Below are 17636 nucleotides of genomic sequence, written 5' to 3'. Positions count from 1 at the left end.
TGATATCCGCCGAAAGACGGAGGGCGTGCAGAATTCTTTGCCACACGGTTTGGAACACCGGCTCAGCGGTCGTCGCTCAACGTGAACGAGAACTGGTAGACAGGCGTAAGCGCTACCGAGTCAAGCTCCAGGGCTTTCCCGTCTCGGAAGCGAGGGGCCACGGTTCCTTCGAGAAACATCGGATGGCTCCGGGGCAGGGGAAGGATACGCAGCTGGAGCGTAGAGGGCACCGCGGTCTCTACGCCGGTCTGCGTTACCCCGATCTCCCATGGAGCACCGTTCCAGAAGTTGTCGTCGAGGAGCTGGTTGCCGGCGTAGAGCCGTGCGGCATCGCCCTGGTAGCGCACGCGGAGAAGCGCACCCGCGAGCTCCGGGCGCAGCGGTATTGCGGGAAGGCTGATCGTCCACGCTGCCGCGCGCTCGAAGTCGGGCGCGTCCGGGGCGAGGGGGACCGGCTGCTTACGCCAGGGAAAGCTCTTACCCATGGTGTACGGGGGGATGGGGCCGGCGGGCTTCGACATCGTCAGGCGCACGGGCAGGTCGATGGCCGGTAGGCTCGCACTCCAGCTTCGGAAGAGGCCGTTCGCGGGGCCACGGGAGACGTGCGCGTCGTGGCTGGTGACTTTGGCTTCAGCATCGAAGATCCTGAAACCAAAGTGGGGATCGCCGGTCTGCTCCAGCGTCCAGCGCTTGCCATGCGAGAAGGCCGCGGCCTTCGATTGCACGAGGAGGCCGGGAGCGTCGCCGCGCCAGATCTCCTCCGCCTCGGGCTCAGTAAGCAGCACGATCGTTTCGGCGCCTGGCAGATCGAGTGTCTTGGTCGCGCCGAGCTGGGGGCGGACGATCAGACCCTGCGCGGTGGGCTGGATCCTGATGTTACGATCTCCGGCCGGCAGCTTTGTTCCAGCAACGAAGAGGAACTCGGGTTCGACGCCGGGAATCGCGAAGAAGTACGTGTAGGTGCGTCCCGCGCGGTGTATGCGCTGGAAGAGCTGCGCTGTGCTGTATCGCAGCGTCGCTTCGCCGAGCCGGAGGTTCACGGGCCAGATGCCATAGACGCCGGGCTTTAGGTCGATGGGCGTGGCCGGTACGCGCAGTTCGCCCTCCGGCAGCTTGAGCCGCACCTGGAACCCTCCATATCTGCGCGACGTGGCGTTGCGGATATGGTTATTCACGAAGAGGAAGCCGGCATCTCCCGCGGTGCGCGCTGCGACGCGCGGCATGCTGAGGTCCGCGGGCGACGCGGGCGTTGCGGCAGGGGCATGCACCTGCATCGGGGCAAGCTCTCCCCCGAAATCCTCGAGGAAGTAGTTCACCAGCTTCAGCTTGTTCAGCGACTCGCGTTCCTGTCCGAACTCGCCGAGTGGCGCCTGAAAGTCATAGCCCTTCACCGGTACATCCGTGGGATAACCGGTGCGCTGCGACTCCTGCAGTGTGATGGGGCCTCCGTCGGGATTGCGGCCGCCGTGAAACATGTAGAAGCCCAACAGGTTCGCTCCGCTGCCGAGCATGACGGGTGCTACTGCTGCGACATCGTCCGCGTTGAGTGCGGGCCGGCGGAAATAGGTGTCCTCGACGCCGCCGCCTATCTCGGCGGTGAGGAACGGCGTGCCGGCGTAGGCCGAAGCTGCGCCCTGACCGCTGCCTCCGATAGCGCCCATGCTTCCGGCGGCGCGGTTCTCGAAGCGAAAGGCGTAGACATCGGGAGCGGGAAGCTGCTTCGGCGAGCCGTCCCAGGGGGCATCGGGATAGCCGCCGAAGACGGGCAACGCGGCGTCGAGAGGGATCACGGCGCCGTCCCAGCCTGTGACCGTGTAGAGCGGAACGTCGAGCCCTGCATCCAGGGCGAGCTTCTTCAACGTGTGCAGATGCTCGGCCCCTTTGCCCGGGCCGTGCTCGCGGTACTCGTTCTCAAGCTGGATGCCGATGACTGGGCCGCCGTCCTTCCACATGAGGCCATGCAGCTGTTCGCCAATCTGCTGATAGAAGGCCGCGACCTCGCGCAGGTATACGGGATCGTTCTGGCGAACGGGGCTGTTCGTGAGCACCCAGTCGGGCAGGCCGCCGTTGCGCGCCTCGGCGTGCGCCCAGGGGCCGATGCGCGGATAGAGGTAGAGCCCCTCCCGCGCGCAGAGCTCGGCGAAGGCGCGCAGGTCGCGCTGCCCGGTCCAGTCGAAGCTGCCCTCGGTCTCTTCATGGTGGATCCAGATCACGTAGGTGGAGACGATGCCGACTCCGGCAGCCTTCATCTTCTCGAGCTCGGTCTGCCACTGGCCGCGCGGGTAGCGGGAGTAGTGGAACTCGCCCATGACCGGCAGCCATGGCTTTCCGTTTCGCGTGAGGTACTCGGAGTTGACGCCGATGGTCTCGCCAGAGGGGCTGCGGTCCGCGCCGAGATGCGCCGCGACCGGCTGCGGCGTGCGTTGTGGCGCCGTGGCGTCGATGGTGACGATGTTCTGCGCTGATGCGTGAGCCGTGGCTGCAAGAAGTGCGGCGACGATCGCTGCGACGAGATGCAGAGGAAGGGAAGGGCGCTGCGAGATCACTCCATGGCCTACTTGTATTCGTGAGAATGCGGTGCCGGCGGGGTCGCCTGCGGAGGAGTCATGCAGCCGTCGAAGACATCGAGCGCGGGCAGGGCCTTGCCGTTGTCGTCGAAGAGACCGCGGCGGACGAGGTCGTTGCCGACGGCAGGTTCCCACCAGAAGACACCTTTGCCGAGATGATCCGGCGTGTCCGCGACTGCCTGGGCGACGGCCCGGAGGAACTCCGCCTGTCCTTCGGGAGATTCGTCGAAGGGGCCGCGCTTCTTCGTATAGTTATCCGGCTTCCAGCTCCAGGCCGTCTCGACCACGATGATTGGCTTACGGTAGGTCTTCGCCATATAGGCGAGGTTGTCGCGCAGGTCCTTCAGGCTGCCCTGCCACCATGGGTAGTAGGACTGCCCGATGATGTCGAACGGGACATGCGCGGCGATGAGGTGGGAGAAGAACCACTCGGTGGTTTCGCTGTTACCGCCCTGGTCGATGTGGATCATGATTGCCGGGCGCTTGTCGGGCCTGCTGCCCTCCTGCACACCGCGTGCGGCCGCGAGGAGAAGACCGTTGAAGTGGTTCCAGTTGTCGGGCAGCTTGCCGTCGGGCCACATCATGCCGGAGGTGATCTCGTTGCCGATCTGGACGACATTGGGCAGCACGCCGGCGGTGCGGAACTGTGCGATCGTGTCGCGGGTGTAGGCGAAGACCTGGTCGACGAGCTGTGCGTGACTTAGCCTGGCCCACTCCTTCGGCACGTTGTTGTGCTGCGGGTCGGCCCAATCGTCGGAGTAGTGGAAGTCGAGCAGGATGCCGAAGCCGAGCGCTTTGGCTTGCCTGGCTGTGGCGATCGTGTAGCTGAGGTCGTTCGGCAGTGTCATGGGATGGACGAAGAGCCGCAGCCGCACCCAGCCATAGCCGTGTTCTCGCAGGATCTCGAGGCCGGGGCGAGCGCCACGGGAGTCGGAAAAGTGGTGCCCTGAGGCTTCAGTCTGCGGCAGGAACGAGACGTCCGCACCGATAGCGATGGGGGGACAGAACGCCTGGGTGTCGCTTGCGGCGCTGGAGGTCTGCGCGACACCGGCGAGACAGAGCACCGGCGCGAGACAGCACGGGATGACGGTCTTGATCCACACAGTCGACACGATACGCATTCGAGGGGACGGCTGGCATCCGCCGAAAGTCGGAGGCCGCGGCCATCACAGGTGAATGAGGCCGCGCTTCAGGCCCTCGACGACCGCCTGCGTGCGGTCTTCTACGTTGAGCCGCGTCAGGATGACGCTGACGTGCGTCTTGACGGTCGCCTCTTTGATGCCGAGATGGTCGGCGATCTCTCTGTTGGAGAGACCTTCGAACATCAGCTTGAGCACTTCGAGTTCGCGCTGCGTGAGCTGCGAGCCTGAAGGGCGATGCGACAGCGCCTCAGAGATGACCGGAGGAAGGAAGCGCTGGCCCTGCTCCACGCGGCGGACGGCCTTCAGCAGCAGTTCATGCGACATGCCTTTGATGAGGTAGCCGCGGGCTCCGGCTGCGAGGGCCTGGTGGATGTCCTCGTCGCCCTCGTAGGTTGTGAGGACCACCACACGCGCGGCGGGGCGCTCGGCGCAGATTACACGAATGACATCCACGCCGCTGCCGTCGGGCAGGCGGAGGTCCATCAGCGTGAGGTCCGGCTGCGTCCGGCGAAAGGTCTCCAGAGCGGAGGCGGCCGTCTCTGCCTGCGCGACCACGACCATGTCCGGCTGCGCGTTGAGGATGGCGGCGATGCCGAAGCGCATGATGGGATGGTCTTCGACGATCATGACGCGGAGCTTCTCCGGGGCCGAGGCAGGCTGGCTCATGCGATCCCCCGAACTCTGCTGCGGACTGGCACACGAAGCACGACGCTGGTGCCGCCATCGGATGCGGCTTCGATCTTCAAGGTCCCTCCCAGGCGCTTCATACGCTCCGCCATCCCAATCAGACCGAAGTGTCCCGGCGTGGGAGAGAGCAGCTGATCGCTTGCAATGCCGATACCATCGTCTACCACCTGTACCTCCAGCCCGCGGTCGTTTTGCATGGAGGCGATCGCGATGCGCCCGGTGCCGCTGTGCTGCACGGCGTTGTTCACGGCCTCGCGCACCACCATGATTACCTCATGATGCACCGCGGCGCGAAGATCGATGTTGTGGGAGGCGCACACCTCGACGCGAATCTCACGATGTTCGCGCATCGTCTGTTCGGCGAGAAGGCGCAGCGTCTGCGCGAGGTCGACGACCTGACCGTCGTCGCTGCGCATGTTCCAGACGGCCCGCCGCGCCTCGTCGATGACACCTCGGGTCTGCTCGCGCGCAACACCCAGCAGAGGGGAGGATTCCGACTGGCGATGCGCTTCCTCGACCGCCATCGCCTCGAGCACGACGGAGAGCCCGGTACAGCCCTGGATGACCGTGTCGTGTATCTCGCGCGCGAGCCGGGTTCGTTCTTCGAGTACCGCCGCGAAGCGCGTTGCTATCTGCCGGATGCGCACCTGGTAGATCGCCCAGGACAGGACGCCCGCTAGCAGCAGACAAAGCACATAGAACCACGCGGCCTGATAGAAGACCCTGTTCTTGACGAACGCGACGGAAGCCTCCGAGAGCTGTTCCGGCTGCGAGCCTTCAAAGGCCTGTACTCGGAAGCGATAGTGTCCTGGCTTTAGGTTCGTGTAGGTGGCGCGCTCGTCCGGCCCGGAGGGGATCCAGTCGTGGTCGAGTCCATCGAGTTTGTAGCGCAGCCGAAGGTCGCCGCGGGGCCGGAGGTCGATGGCCGAGAAGAGGAGGCTAACGCGGGTGACACGCGCGTCGACGACGCCGTCACTGGTCGTAGTGGGGCGGCCGTCCTGCTCGATGCCGAGCAGGACGGCGCGCGGCGGTGGTCCATGGGGCGGAGCGGCGGCGTGATCCACGTGCGCCACGCCGCGTGTGGATGGAAACCATACGGAGTCATCCGGAGCGAGGTATCCCGCGGGCTGGCGTCCGCCGTAGAACTGCGCATCTTCTGCGCCGAAGGGAGCGGCGTAGACGGTGACACTGGCGGGCCGGTCCGCGGTGGGGAGCGGGCCGTCCATCTGCGCCACTGGAGTAGAGGCGATGATGTTGGGACCGGTCATCCAGAGGTTGCCGCGCCGGTCCTCGAGCAGCTGATAGATGCCGTTCGAGGGCAGGCCCTGGCGCATGGTGATCTGGCCGAGCGCGCCGCCTTGATCGCGGAAGAGGCCGTGGTCGCGGGTCGCGAACCAAAGTGTGCCGGCGTGGTCTTCGAGCATCGACCAGACCTTTTCATGCGCCAAGACGCGCGTGGCCTCGTTTGCGATGAAGTGTCCCTCGCGCCACGCGCTCAGGCCACGGTCGGTGCCGATCCAGATGGTGCCGGAGCGGTCTTCGAGGAGACAGCGCGTTGAGAAGTACGCGAGGCCGGAGGCCTCAGTGAACTTGCGGATGCCGTCGCGGCCGATGGAGCTCAGTCCCTCATCGGTGGCGATCCAGATGGCGCTGTCGCGGCTCTCGAGGAAGGCACGGATGAAGTTGTTCGTCAGCTCGCGGGGAGCGGAGTAGTGCAGGACCGCAACGCTGGGGGAGATTCTGTAGGCTCCGCCACCGTCGGTGCCGATCCAGCGCTCGCCCTCTCGAGAGGTGAAGACGTTGCGTACGCTGACCGGGCCAAGCTCCGGGAGCTTCTCCTCCCGGGCAGCACCGTCTTCGATGCGATAGAGCTTCTGCGCGGCCACGTATACCACACCGCGAGTATCGCCCGAGAGCGTCTCGAAGTCCGAGTCGCTTCCCCTGGGTAACGAGAGGACATGCACAGGAGTGGAGTTGAGACGGACCATGCCATTCTGTGTCCCGATCCAGAGCTGGGAACTCGAGTCCTGGCACAGCGAGAGGATCGTCTCGCTGGGAAGAAGTCCGTGTGGCGTTATCTCCGCAAGCACACCATTGCGCCACCTCCAAAGGCCATTCCCGATGGTCCCAATCCACAGCGTGCCGTCCTGCGTCTGGAGCATGGTGCGTACGGTGGCGTGCAGACCAGGCAGCGGCGTGAATCTGTCGCCCTTGAGGACGGCGAGGCCTCCCACCGTCCCCACCCAGACGCTCCCGTCCTGGGTCTGAAGGATCGTCTTAACGCGTGACTCGCTGTATTCTCCCGGGACCTCGAAGCTTGTGACCTTGCCGTCTGGCGCGATGCAGATCAGCTCGGAGCCTCCGGCCCACACGCGCCCCTGCGCGTCCTCGGTGAGTCCATGCACGGCCATGCGCGGCACGTTGCCGGTTGCATCGAATCGAACGAACCGCTGGCCCTGCTGTACGAAGAGGCCATCGTCGGTTCCCACCCACAGACGTCTGCGCCGATCGCGCAGCACACGGCGGATGAAGCCATCGGTCAGGCCGTCGGAGGCGGAGAAGAGCTTCACCTCGCCGCCGTGGATGCGTATGAGGCCAGCGCCCTCTGTCCCTGCCCACACGGTGCCGTCTTTCTCCACCAGCAGCGAGAAGACGCTGTTGGCGCCCATGCGCGAGATCGAATCCGGCGAGAAGGCGCGGATGCGGGCACCGTCGAAGAGCGAGAGGCCTCCAGTCGTCGCGATCCAGAGCTCGCCTTGAGTGGATTCTGCGATGGCCTGCACGGTGTCTTCAGGAAGCCCATCGGTGGCTCGCCAGATGGTGCGCGCGTAGTCCATGCCGATCTGAGGCCAGAGCGGCGCAGTCAAGCACAGGAGTGCTGAGAGAACGATGATGCATCGCAAGTTGCGAATGGATCCTGCCGCCGGCACGGAGCCATTATCGCCCGATAGAAGCGACACTGTGGAAGACGGGAATTGGATCTAAGATGGGTCGCACTGTGCCGTAGCGAGCTCATGTGCCATCCGGAACTGTCACGCTTCCATTCACGTCTCGCGTGGGCAGGGGCACGATCCCTAGCGGTACTGCGATCAGACCTGCGGGAGGCTTCGGGTAATGCGGCTGCCACCAAGGACGAACCTGAGAGAGATGTGGGGCGCCCACGGGGACAGCCCATCCTTGCTGAGTTCGTGGATTTCGCATGCACATGACAAGCGGTGTTCTGTCTTCTTGCGAAGCTCCTCGGGGGTGTTTAAGCGCCAGTTCTCCAGGAAAGCATCTGCGGAGCGGCCGAGCGAGCTGTCGTTGATCCTTGGTGTTTTGCCGATGCACTCTGGTTCTCACCAGTTCGCTAGTGTTGCGGTTTGTGCCACGTCTTTCACGGCGGCAACAGCCAACGCCGTTCCGGAAGCATATGATGCCGGTTTCGACGTTGTTGAGCCTGGTTGGGGATGCACTGGAATTCTGCAACAGCGTGATGCGCGTCTGATGGCTTACTGAAGGGCTTCGCGAGAGAGTGGTCCGTTTCGCTGAATGAAGTCGAACTCGCCTCGTCTCCCGTTTTCCCGCGCGGAGCGAGATCCCATCCGCAGCACAGTTGAGGGGGTTTCGTTATGCCCCTGCAAGCGCCCGCTTGCGACGCAGTGCAGGAATAATTTGACGGTGTATCCCTCTTGTATCACACAGCCATGGTCCGGTCTCACTTTCACTCAGAGCGTGAATCGCAAATCACCATTGTTTGTGGGGGAGTGGTGGCCCGGGCCGGAGTCCAACCCGCGATCTTCGCGTTAGGAGTCCAAGGACTTTCGGCGACTGACGGTCCATGACGGTGCATTTTGGATTTTCCGAGCATTCGCAGACATTTGCAGGTCGCTAAGCAATTCCGGTTCTGAGCAACTCGGCGGGCGCAAGCGATTGCGTCTCGCGCCATGTAAATCAGCCCGCAAGACTGCTGTACAACTACTGCTGTACAAACGGCTGCAGGAACGCCTTGAAACCCCTCCGATCTGCCCCATATCGCACCATACTTCACAGCAATCTACGCAGGACCTCGTGGTTTCGATTTCTCTCAGGCTCTTTTCCCACCATCCTGACGACATCCGCTCGCCGGCTTCGCGGCAGAAGACGTTCCTTCTTCTGGGCTTTTCCGTCTATTGGTTTGAGCCGTTCAAGTGAAAAGGCGAGTTGTTTCCGGGAAGCACTCTGCAATTGCGGGCCGATACTTGTTCAATGAGTGCCGCGGCCCGTTAGCAACAACTGGGATTTGTCATCGCTGAAAGTAGCGCTGCAAGTCCAACAAACTATTCGTGGCCAAGGATCAAGGCTTGCCACTCGGTGCAACGTCACGTCTCCATGTGAAACGGAGTTCTTGATCCGGTAAAATGGAAAGCCCTGAATCATTTTGGGAGGATGAGTGCAGCGACCAATCGCGATGACGACTGCGTGCTTGTTTGTCGTGATGGCTTGGTCTATGTCCGGATTTGCACTGAGTCCTGACCTGGATATCAGCCAATACGCGCATACGTCCTGGAAGATTCGCGATGGCTTCACCAAAGGCAAGATCAACGCGATTACCCAGACGCTTGACGGTTATCTCTGGCTGGGAACGGACTTTGGCCTGCTCCGCTTCGATGGCGTGAGGGCAGTTCCGTGGCAGCCGCCGGCGGATCAGCATCTCCCCTCCAACACCATTCGGAGCCTGCTCGCCGCGCGGGACGGGACTCTTTGGGTCGGAACTGCGAAAGGGCTTTTAAGTTGGAAAGATGGCAAGCTCACCCAGTACCCGGAGCTTGCCGGGCAACTTGTCACCGGGCTCCTTGAAGATCATGAAGGCCTCATATGGGTCGGCACTCTTGGCTTACCGAGCGGCAGGCTCTGTGCGATTCACACTGGTAGCGTCCATTGCGACGGAGCAGACGGCGGCCTTGGCCCCGGTCCGTTTGGGTTGTATGAGGACAGCAAAGGCAATCTCTGGGCCGGTGTGATGAACGGGCTGTGGCGATGGAAACCGGGCCTTCCGAAGTTCTATTCGCTGCCCGGCGATCTGAATGGTATACAGTCGTTTGCTGAAGACGCAGACGGCGCACTGCTGATCGGATGGAAGGGCGGAGTTTATCGATTCGTCGATGGAAAGACCGAAGCCGGTCCAGTCTCTCGCCATGAGCGGCAGAGCCGGATCGAAACGCTCTTGCGGGATCGTGAAGGCAGTCTTTGGATTGGGACACTCGACAGGGGCCTTGTGCATCTACACCAGGGCAGGACGGATGCGTTTACGCAGTCCGACGGCCTTTCTGGCAGTGACGTCTCCCGTATCTTTGTCGATCGAGAAGGCAATACCTGGGTTGCTACGCTTGACGGGCTCGATCGCTTTCGCAAGTTTGCCGTCTCCACGTTGAATGTAAGGGAAGGCCTCGCGGATGCCATCGTCGGCTCGGTTCTTGCGTCTACGGACGGAACCGTCTGGTTCGGCACGTTTGGCGGTTTCAACCGCTGGGACGATGGGCAAGTCACCATTCCTCGCACCGGCAGCGCCAGGTTGGACGGGAAGCTCGACGGACACGCGCCAACGTCTTTGTTTCAAGATAAGCATGGTCGTATTTGGGTTGCCACAACTTACAAGTTTGGCTATCTGGAGAATGGCCGTTTCGAGCCCCTAAGCGAAATTCCGGGGGGAGTCGTGCATTCCATCGCCGAGGACCCTACAGGGAATCTGTGGATCGCCAACCAGGCTCTCGGACTTATTTCGCTGTCCCCGCAACACCAGGTCCAGCAAATTCCCTGGTCTGGGTTAGGGCACAAGGATCCCGCTGGGGTTCTCGCTTCAGACCCATCCCGCGGCGGTCTGTGGCTCGGGTTCTATCAGGGCGGCCTGGCCTATCTTGCCGATGGAAAGGTGCAAGCGTCCTATTCCTCCACGAATGGGCTTGGCGAGGGCATCGTCAACGATCTTCGCTTCGATCGCGACGGCACGCTCTGGGCGGCCACTGAGGGCGGTCTCAGCCGGTTGAAAGACGGCCACGTTGCGACCCTCACCAGCAAGGATGGACTGCCGTGCGATGGGGTCCACTGGACGTTCGAAGACGATGCCCATTCGCTCTGGCTGAGGGCACCCTGCGGACTGGTGCGCATTGCGGCCTCGGAGTTGGAGGCCTGGACCGACGCGGCGGATCACGGCGCGCATCTCAACCGAGCGATCCGGGCCACCCTCTTCGATATTTCGGACGGGGTCAGGAGTTTTGCTTACGCTGGCGGCTATAGCCCTCGTGTTGCCAGGTCAGCCGATGGGAAGTTGTGGTTCACAGGCGAGGATGGCGTCAGTGTCATCGACCCGCTTCATATTCCCTTCAACAACGTCCCGCCACCGGTGCACATCGAGCAAGTCATCGCCGATCACGAGGCCTTCGGTGCGTCCGGAAAACTGCGCTTACCAGCGCTTGTTCGTAACTTGGAAATCGACTATACCGCACTGAGTCTTGTAGCAGCGGACAAGGTCCTTTTTCGGTACAAGCTGGATGGCGTCGACCGGGATTGGCAGGACGTCCGTACTCGTCGTCAAGCGTTCTATACGACTCTCCGCCCAGGCACATATCACTTCCATGTCATCGCCTGCAATAACGATGGGGTGTGGAATGAGGCCGGCGACCATCTGGAGTTCTCCATCGCTCCGGCCTGGTTTCAGACCAATTTATTCCTGGTCTTATGCGTGGCCGCATTTTTCCTGTTGTTTTGGATGCTGTATGAACTCCGAGTACGCAGCATTCAGCAGCGTACGAAGCAATTAGCTTCAGTCAATGAGAAATTAGAGAAGCAAATCGCAGAAAATGCCGCACTGGTTGCTGATTTGGAACTTCAAGTTGGGTTACTGCAACGCCTTCCCGTATCTGCCTGGACGCTTCAATCCGATGGGACACCAGATTTTGTCAATCAGGTGTGGCTTGAGTTTGCCGGTCAGACACTTAGCTTCATACGATCCCATCCTGAAGCCTGGATGACCGCGATACACCCTGATGATCGAGAGATGGCGGCCAGGATCTTCCGGGAGGGAGTGGATTCGGGATCTGGTTTCGCGATCCAAACGCGCTCTCTTCGTGCTCAGGACGGGACCTATCGCTGGCACCTTCAGCAGGCTGTGGTCCTGCGAGATGAGGATGGGAAAGTCCTCAAGTTCGTCGGAACGACTACTGACATTGACGATCAGAAGCGTGCTGAGGAGGCTTTGCGACAGGCGCAGGGTGACCTCGCACGTATTAGCAGGGTGACGACTATGGGAGAGTTGACGGCCTCTCTCGCTCATGAACTCAGTCAACCAATGAGTGGTGTAATCACCAATGCCAGCGTCGGCCTCCGAAAGCTAAGGCGCGATCAGCCAGATCTCGATGAAGTGCGTGCAGTCGTCACCAGAATCGGAAGAGATGCACATCGTGCTGCCGAGATTCTCAAAAGAATCCGTTTACAGTTCGAGAGAGGCGCCCCGGATCGAGAGGTTCTCGATATGGACGAGATCCTTAAAGAGACTCTCGCTCTCTTGCGCGATGAGGCAGTGAGATACGATGTCTCAGTCCGGATGGAACTGACTGCCGATCTTCCTAAGATCTTAGGGGACCGCGTCCAATTGCAGCAGGTCGCCATGAATCTGATCGTCAACAGCATCGAAGCGATGAAGGACGTTGATGGGACACGAGAGATTGTGCTCCAGTCGCAACGGGCCGAAAACCAGCAGATTCTTGTGAGCGTAAGTGACACAGGCCGGGGCGTTGCGCCAGAACTGGCAGAGCAGATATTTGATCCGTTCTTTACAACCAAACCTCGTGGCACCGGCATGGGGCTCCGCATCAGCCGGTCAATCATTGAATCTCATGGCGGACGCTTGTGGGCCGAGCTCCGTCCCGCGCACGGCGCAACGTTTCACTTGAGCCTGCCCGCCACGATCCCAGGCACTGGGTAACTCTGGATCCTGCGTCACTCTACGGAGCATCCCAAGAAATAGGTCCTCTGACGAATTGTGGTCCTTAGGGATTCATATCCGAGTGGATAGACGACGGCCAACTTCTGCAGGTGTCAATGAATGCATGATCGCCGATGCGCGTTTCCAGACGTTAGAGGTCTCGAAGAGCGCATCGGCCTGCCTTCAATAATTGACCGCCATTAGGAAGTCAGCGGAGTCAATTGTTGGCTATGATCTCTCGGGCTTGCGCGTGTGGTCTCGATCTCGTTGGGGCATCTGCCTCCGGCTTTGTCCGGGTAGAGAGAGCCGGTGTCATATTGGAGCTCCTCCTCGGCCAGATGGTCTGGGAGGGGGCGAGGTGCCGTTGGGGAGTGAGGTCGACCATAGGGTGACCGTATCAACGTGGGACATAAATTAGAGAGTGGCCGGCTGGGGCAGGTTTCCTCCAGGTCCTGCTGGTGTTTCAGGCAATAGATGGCCCAAGGTATCTGCTTGAGTCGATTCTCTCCGATGGGTGTGCCGTCGATTCGGCATCTACAGTAGCTGCCATCTTCGAAGCGCTGCAAGGCGGCCCGAACCTGCTGCAATTGCGCGGTATCCTGATCCGCCTATTTCAGGGACAGGCCCGAATCCTCGTCCGTGACACTTTCATCGCTCCAATCACGGACGCGTTCGCCAGTCTCGCCCCGGGCGTCGTGTCCTGCGAGGTTCTGCTGAGCGAGAAGCTCCTTCTGTGTGGTCAAGAGCAGGACGTTGTAATTCTTCGTAAGGCATAACGCCTCCGCAGTTCATACGGTCTATACCAACGCGACTACCGCTCGAAGGTCAGGGTGACGAGGCGGCCCTGAATGTAGGTCTTGTCGTTGGTGCCGAGCATGACGGTGAAGGACTTGACAGGACCGCCTGAATCCGGAGGCGGATCCAGAGGGAGCGCTTCGAGCCAGTCGGCTGCATACTCGTCGATCTCCGGGGAGAGGCCCTCCTCGTGGTTGGACAGGATGCTTTCGACGACGGCGGCGTGAGACAGATCGCCTTCCTCGTCGAGAAAGGAGTATGAGAATCGTTCCCCGGGCTTCGGCTGCGACATGAGTACTCCTTACGGGCATTCTAGTAAATTAGGTCGACTGTCGAAACCGTGCTCGCGAAAACGAAACTACGAATCGCGGGTCGCATAGGCAGTGATTTGTGGCTTGACAAGCTATAACCACATATTCAGGCGTCATTAGAGTCCGGCATTGAAGTGGCAAGGCATTCGATACGTCAGGATCAATCATCTATTAGTGCGATCTGCGCCAGGTGGATCGAGATTGAACCTTCACCCACGGCTGAAGCAACGCGTTTCACGTTGCCGGAGCGAATGTCTCCGACAGCGTAAACTGCAGGCAAACTTGTCTCTAGCATCGCCGGAGGCCGACTAAGCGGCCACTTCAGTGGCGCGGTAGCCAGAACTGGATCCAAATCCGGTCCCGTGAGGATGAACCCTCGTTCATCAAGAGCAAGACACTCACGCAACCAATCTGTACGCGGTGAAGCACCAGCCATGATGAAAACATGGCGGATGTCATGCGCTGACTCTTTACCCGTTGCCCGATCGCGCCAAGTGACACGCTCAAGGTGCGGATCTCCTGCCAATCCAACAATCTCGGTTTCGAGATGTAGTTCGATGCCCGGGTTCTCAACGATTCGCTGAATGAGATAGCGCGACATCGTTTCGGACAATTCCTTGCCGCGAACCAGCATGCACACTTTCTGCACCGTCTCTGCCAGGAAGACTGCCGCCTGACCCGCAGAGTTACCGCCACCCACCACGATGATTTCCTCGGCTGCGCAGAACTGGGCTTCCATGAATGTGGCGGCGTAGTAGATGCCTCGCCCCTCGAACTTTGCCAGATTCTCAACCTCCGGCTTGTTATACTGGGCGCCGGTGGCGATTACGATGCTTCGCGTCTCGATTGGCGCGCCGTTTTGCAATGTCAGCTCGTAGGGCCGCAGGTCACATCTGATCTGCACCACCTTCTCACCGACCATCATCTGAGCGCCGAATTTTTCTGCCTGGAGAACCGCACGGCTGGCTAGCTCCTGCCCCGAAATGCCCATCGGAAAGCCAAGATAGTTCTCTATTTTTGAGCTCGCGCCAGCTTGGCCTCCGGGAAACTGAGATTCGATCACGACGGCGTCCAGCCCTTCGGAGGCAGCATACACGGCTGCGGCCAGACCCGCCGGGCCCGCGCCCACAATCGCGACATCGTAGATACGGTCCCTTTCAATATGGCCAGTCAACCCCAGGCACTCCGCTAGTTGCTGGCTGGTTGGGTTTCGCAAAAGCGTCGTCCCACTGCAGATCACGACCGGGATGTCTTGTGGCTTTATGTAGAACCGATCCAGAAGTTCCTGTGAGGCTTTGTCGCTATCGAGATCGATATAGGCGTAAGGATGACCGTTGCGGGTAAGGAATTCGCGTAGGCGCAATGTGTTCGATGAGTATCGCGATCCCAACATGGTTACATTACCCATGCCCTCGGAAATCAACGTGACACGGCGTAGGAGGAATGCGCGCATGAAGATGTCGCTGAGCTCAGAATCCCTTGCAATCAGCGTGCGGAGCGCGTCTGGACTGAGCTCGAGAAATTCTCCCGGTTCGGCAACCCGCCCACGAGCAAGCGAGCCGGCCCCAGATATCAAGACGACATCACCAGAGAATTGACCGGGGCCATGGGTTGTAAACACCTGCTCATCGGACAGTCGGGGCATTGAGATTTCGAGTCTCCCCGAAACGACCACGAAACAAGACATCCGCACCGTACCGGGTTCGAAGAGTACCTCTCCAAACCCGACCGGTCGTACTATCGCATGGGGCCGGATGCGGGCGATCTGCGGCGTTGTAAGAACCGGGAACGCCTCTGGTTGCCGGTAAAGTGCATCATTCGATGGCGACATTGTCCGATTCTCCTGCAACTGTGCGCCGAAGCTGGGGAGCTACCAGCCCCACCTGCCGACTCACTTGTTCTTTGCGTTGAGCGCCGCCAGGAGAAGTTTCAGAACCGCTTCGTCTGAGAATGGGTTCTGACCAGAGATCAACTCGCGATCTTGAATGACGTAGCTCTGCCATGGAGCCACCAAACTTACATCACCGCCCGCGGTACGCAACGCGAAGTCCGGGTAGAAGAGAACCTTGCCCCCGATCTCAAGCGGCTCGCGTTGCTGTTCTTCCGCTGTCGAGAAGATCGTCATCTTATATCCGGCATAGATCCAGCCTTGAGCCTTTGCGTGCGCTCCAGCGGAATCACCCGCTGCCAGTGCGGCAACGAACTCCACCGAATTCGGAAGCGCGGAGAGAAGTGATATCGGGCCGTGGCAGAGGACCGCCGTAGGCTTAGATGTTTCGTGAAAGTGTCGCATCACTATTCCGGCATCGGGATCATCGAGAAGATCGATCATCGGACCATGGCCACCGGGGACGAAGACGGCGTCATATTGATCCAGTCCCGATGCGATGACGTCCGCGATGCGGGATGGATCCCTGAGTCCAAGCAGACCGTCGCGGAATATCAAATAATCCTGAAGCCTGGCAGCGTCACCGCCGAAGAAACCAACAACCTCTGAATTCACATCCGGTTGAGGCGTGTTGCCTTTCGGGTTGGCGAAGGTGATTTCATAGCCCTCCTTCATTAGGCCGCGAACCACGACCGTCATTTCGTTCAGGTAGTAGCCGGCGCCGGTATAAACCTTGCCATCCTTCAAAGGCAAACCGCGACCGCTCGAGACGAGCACCAGGATTCTTCCTTTTGTTGCCATTTTGTTCTCCTCTCTGAAATCGGAACTAAGAGTGGGATAGACGGAGATCCCATTCATTGAAATTGGGGGGCGTTCAATATATTTATGGGAGCCTCTTTTGTATATCCCGATTGAAATAACTCTGACCATTGAGCCAGAACAGCCCTGGCCGCGCGATTGGACCAACGTATCGATCGAGACCAAAGTATCAACTCGACACCCTGGTCCTGAGAATCCCGAGATAACATCCGCAACGATTCAAATCCGGATATCATCCGGGAAAACCGTTACTTTCATAACTAACGTTCTTGGCCGATGCGCACGGGCTCGAGCCAATAAAGTCGGACGGGGAACCTCTTGCCAGGGATACTTCTCGATTGATGCCAAATCGCCAATGCAGTCAGCGACGAATGATCGCTCCCCTGATGTCGGCTCGTGCTGGCGTGGGAAAGAGCTCGCATCGCGCCTACAAGCCGGTTACGCCGATTCGTACTCTTCATCATCGCCCTCAGGCCGGCCATGCACCGAGAAACTTGGGGATCGATCCTGTGAGGTTCGCCTCCTGTACGTGGGTGGTGGCAGGTCTAGTGGAAGTTGTGCACTGCAGGTCAATGGCCTCAGCAGCGAGCAACGTAGGTGCTTTGCCTTTACATGGACGACGGTGTGCTGGTTCTGTAGCCCGCTATAAGCCTTGAGGAACTTACCGCGCGTCACGAGAGCGCGCTCACGCTCATAGAGGTCCGGATGGATGACGAATTCGGCGATCCCGGTCTCGTCTTCCATGGAGAGGAAAATGGAACCCAGAGGTGTGCCGGGCCGCTGTCGCGTGATCACCGCACCAACCGTTGTGACGGACTCGCCATCGCACTTCTTCTGCAACTCCAGCGCGGAGAATAGGCGGCCTTTCGTAAATTAGTACGGCGGTAGGCCATGGCATGCGGACCTGTCGTGAGACCCGTGCCGGAGTAGTCGTCTACCAACCGTTCTCCGGTGTCCATGCGATTCAGCAGTAAATGCGCGCTCGGCGACGTCGCTGTGGAGGAGTCTACGTCGTTCCCCTTCAGCAATGGCCCTACCCTACGTAATGCCTGCTCAATCTGCCAAATAGCGTCCCGTTGATGGCCTACACCGCCTAGCGAGTTTCACGCACCGATACACGCCAGCTGCGCAAGATCGCTGCGCGTGAGCGCACGCACACGCAGTGCGAGGTCATCGGCGGTGAAGAGCGGGCTCACCGCTCTCGCACTCCCCCCAAGCTGCTGCGCCATCGCAGCCTTCGTGCTACGTACATAATTCAACCCCGGTTGCAGCGAAAGCTTGCCATCGACCTCATGTTTCACCGTACAAACCTGATGAGAGCTTTGCACATCGATGTACCGCACCTTGAGGCCGTGGCGGCGTATCCTCGATTCCCGTGGGCGGAGAAAGGCTGATGGTCGAGAAGAGCCGGTTCATCGTGCGCAAGGTGAGTCGGAGGTCGGGACCGGGTCAATTGGCCGCCTGCAACTGGCGTGGCAGTCCCTC

At 60.4% G+C, this 17636-nt stretch carries 10 protein-coding genes; 1 reads left to right on the top strand and 9 read right to left on the bottom strand.

From position 1 onward, the window contains the following. Window positions 1-62 precede the first annotated feature (62 nt). From C4S68_RS06300 to C4S68_RS06285, 4 genes are read right to left on the bottom strand one after another with little or no spacing between them, the layout of a single operon-like run. Complete coding sequence (locus C4S68_RS06300; protein WP_103932063.1) at window positions 63-2546, bottom strand: beta-galactosidase; 2484 nt, start codon at window positions 2544-2546, stop codon at window positions 63-65. Between the two features lie 8 nt (window positions 2547-2554). Next, a complete protein-coding gene (locus tag C4S68_RS06295) occupies window positions 2555-3679 on the bottom strand; it encodes a glycoside hydrolase family 53 protein (protein ID WP_200821486.1) in 1125 nt (374 codons plus the stop codon). Window positions 3680-3733: 54 nt separating this feature from the next. Next, the gene (locus C4S68_RS06290) at window positions 3734-4375 is read right to left on the bottom strand and encodes a response regulator (RefSeq protein WP_103932061.1); all 642 of its coding nucleotides are present in this window, start codon (window positions 4373-4375) and stop codon (window positions 3734-3736) included. Beyond that, window positions 4372-7263 (bottom strand): sensor histidine kinase, encoded by a 2892-nt coding sequence (locus tag C4S68_RS06285; RefSeq protein ID WP_160115031.1) that lies wholly within the window; start codon window positions 7261-7263, stop codon window positions 4372-4374. Before C4S68_RS06285 ends, C4S68_RS06290 begins: the two co-directional genes overlap by 4 nt. 1544 nt (window positions 7264-8807) lie before the next feature. Between C4S68_RS06285 and C4S68_RS06280 the strand changes: the two genes are divergently transcribed. Next, window positions 8808-12338, top strand: a complete 3531-nt coding sequence (locus C4S68_RS06280; protein ID WP_146072038.1) for a two-component regulator propeller domain-containing protein — start codon at window positions 8808-8810, stop codon at window positions 12336-12338. Window positions 12339-13149: 811 nt separating this feature from the next. Here the strand turns inward: C4S68_RS06280 and C4S68_RS06270 are convergent. From C4S68_RS06270 to C4S68_RS06250, 5 genes are all read right to left on the bottom strand, one after another. Continuing rightward, a complete protein-coding gene (locus C4S68_RS06270) occupies window positions 13150-13425 on the bottom strand; it encodes a hypothetical protein (protein ID WP_103932057.1) in 276 nt (91 codons plus the stop codon). Window positions 13426-13604: 179 nt separating this feature from the next. Beyond that, complete coding sequence (locus C4S68_RS06265) at window positions 13605-15275, bottom strand: FAD-dependent oxidoreductase (protein ID WP_103932056.1); 1671 nt, start codon at window positions 15273-15275, stop codon at window positions 13605-13607. A 60-nt stretch (window positions 15276-15335) separates the two neighbouring features. After that, window positions 15336-16133: a type 1 glutamine amidotransferase domain-containing protein gene (locus C4S68_RS06260; protein WP_160115030.1), complete on the bottom strand. Its 798-nt coding sequence runs from the start codon at window positions 16131-16133 to the stop codon at window positions 15336-15338. A gap of 456 nt (window positions 16134-16589) precedes the next feature. Beyond that, window positions 16590-16991, bottom strand: coding sequence for a hypothetical protein (locus C4S68_RS23130; protein WP_103932054.1), 402 nt, complete (start codon window positions 16989-16991; stop codon window positions 16590-16592). Between the two features lie 263 nt (window positions 16992-17254). Then, the gene (locus C4S68_RS06250) at window positions 17255-17494 is read right to left on the bottom strand and encodes a hypothetical protein (protein ID WP_268807257.1); all 240 of its coding nucleotides are present in this window, start codon (window positions 17492-17494) and stop codon (window positions 17255-17257) included. Between the last annotated feature and the right edge of the window lie 142 nt (window positions 17495-17636).

The organism is Bryocella elongata, assembly GCF_900108185.1.
Classification (GTDB): domain Bacteria; phylum Acidobacteriota; class Terriglobia; order Terriglobales; family Acidobacteriaceae; genus Granulicella; species Granulicella elongata.
The sequence above is the reverse complement of the archived record's forward strand: the minus strand, read 5'-3'. Positions and strand labels throughout refer to the sequence as shown.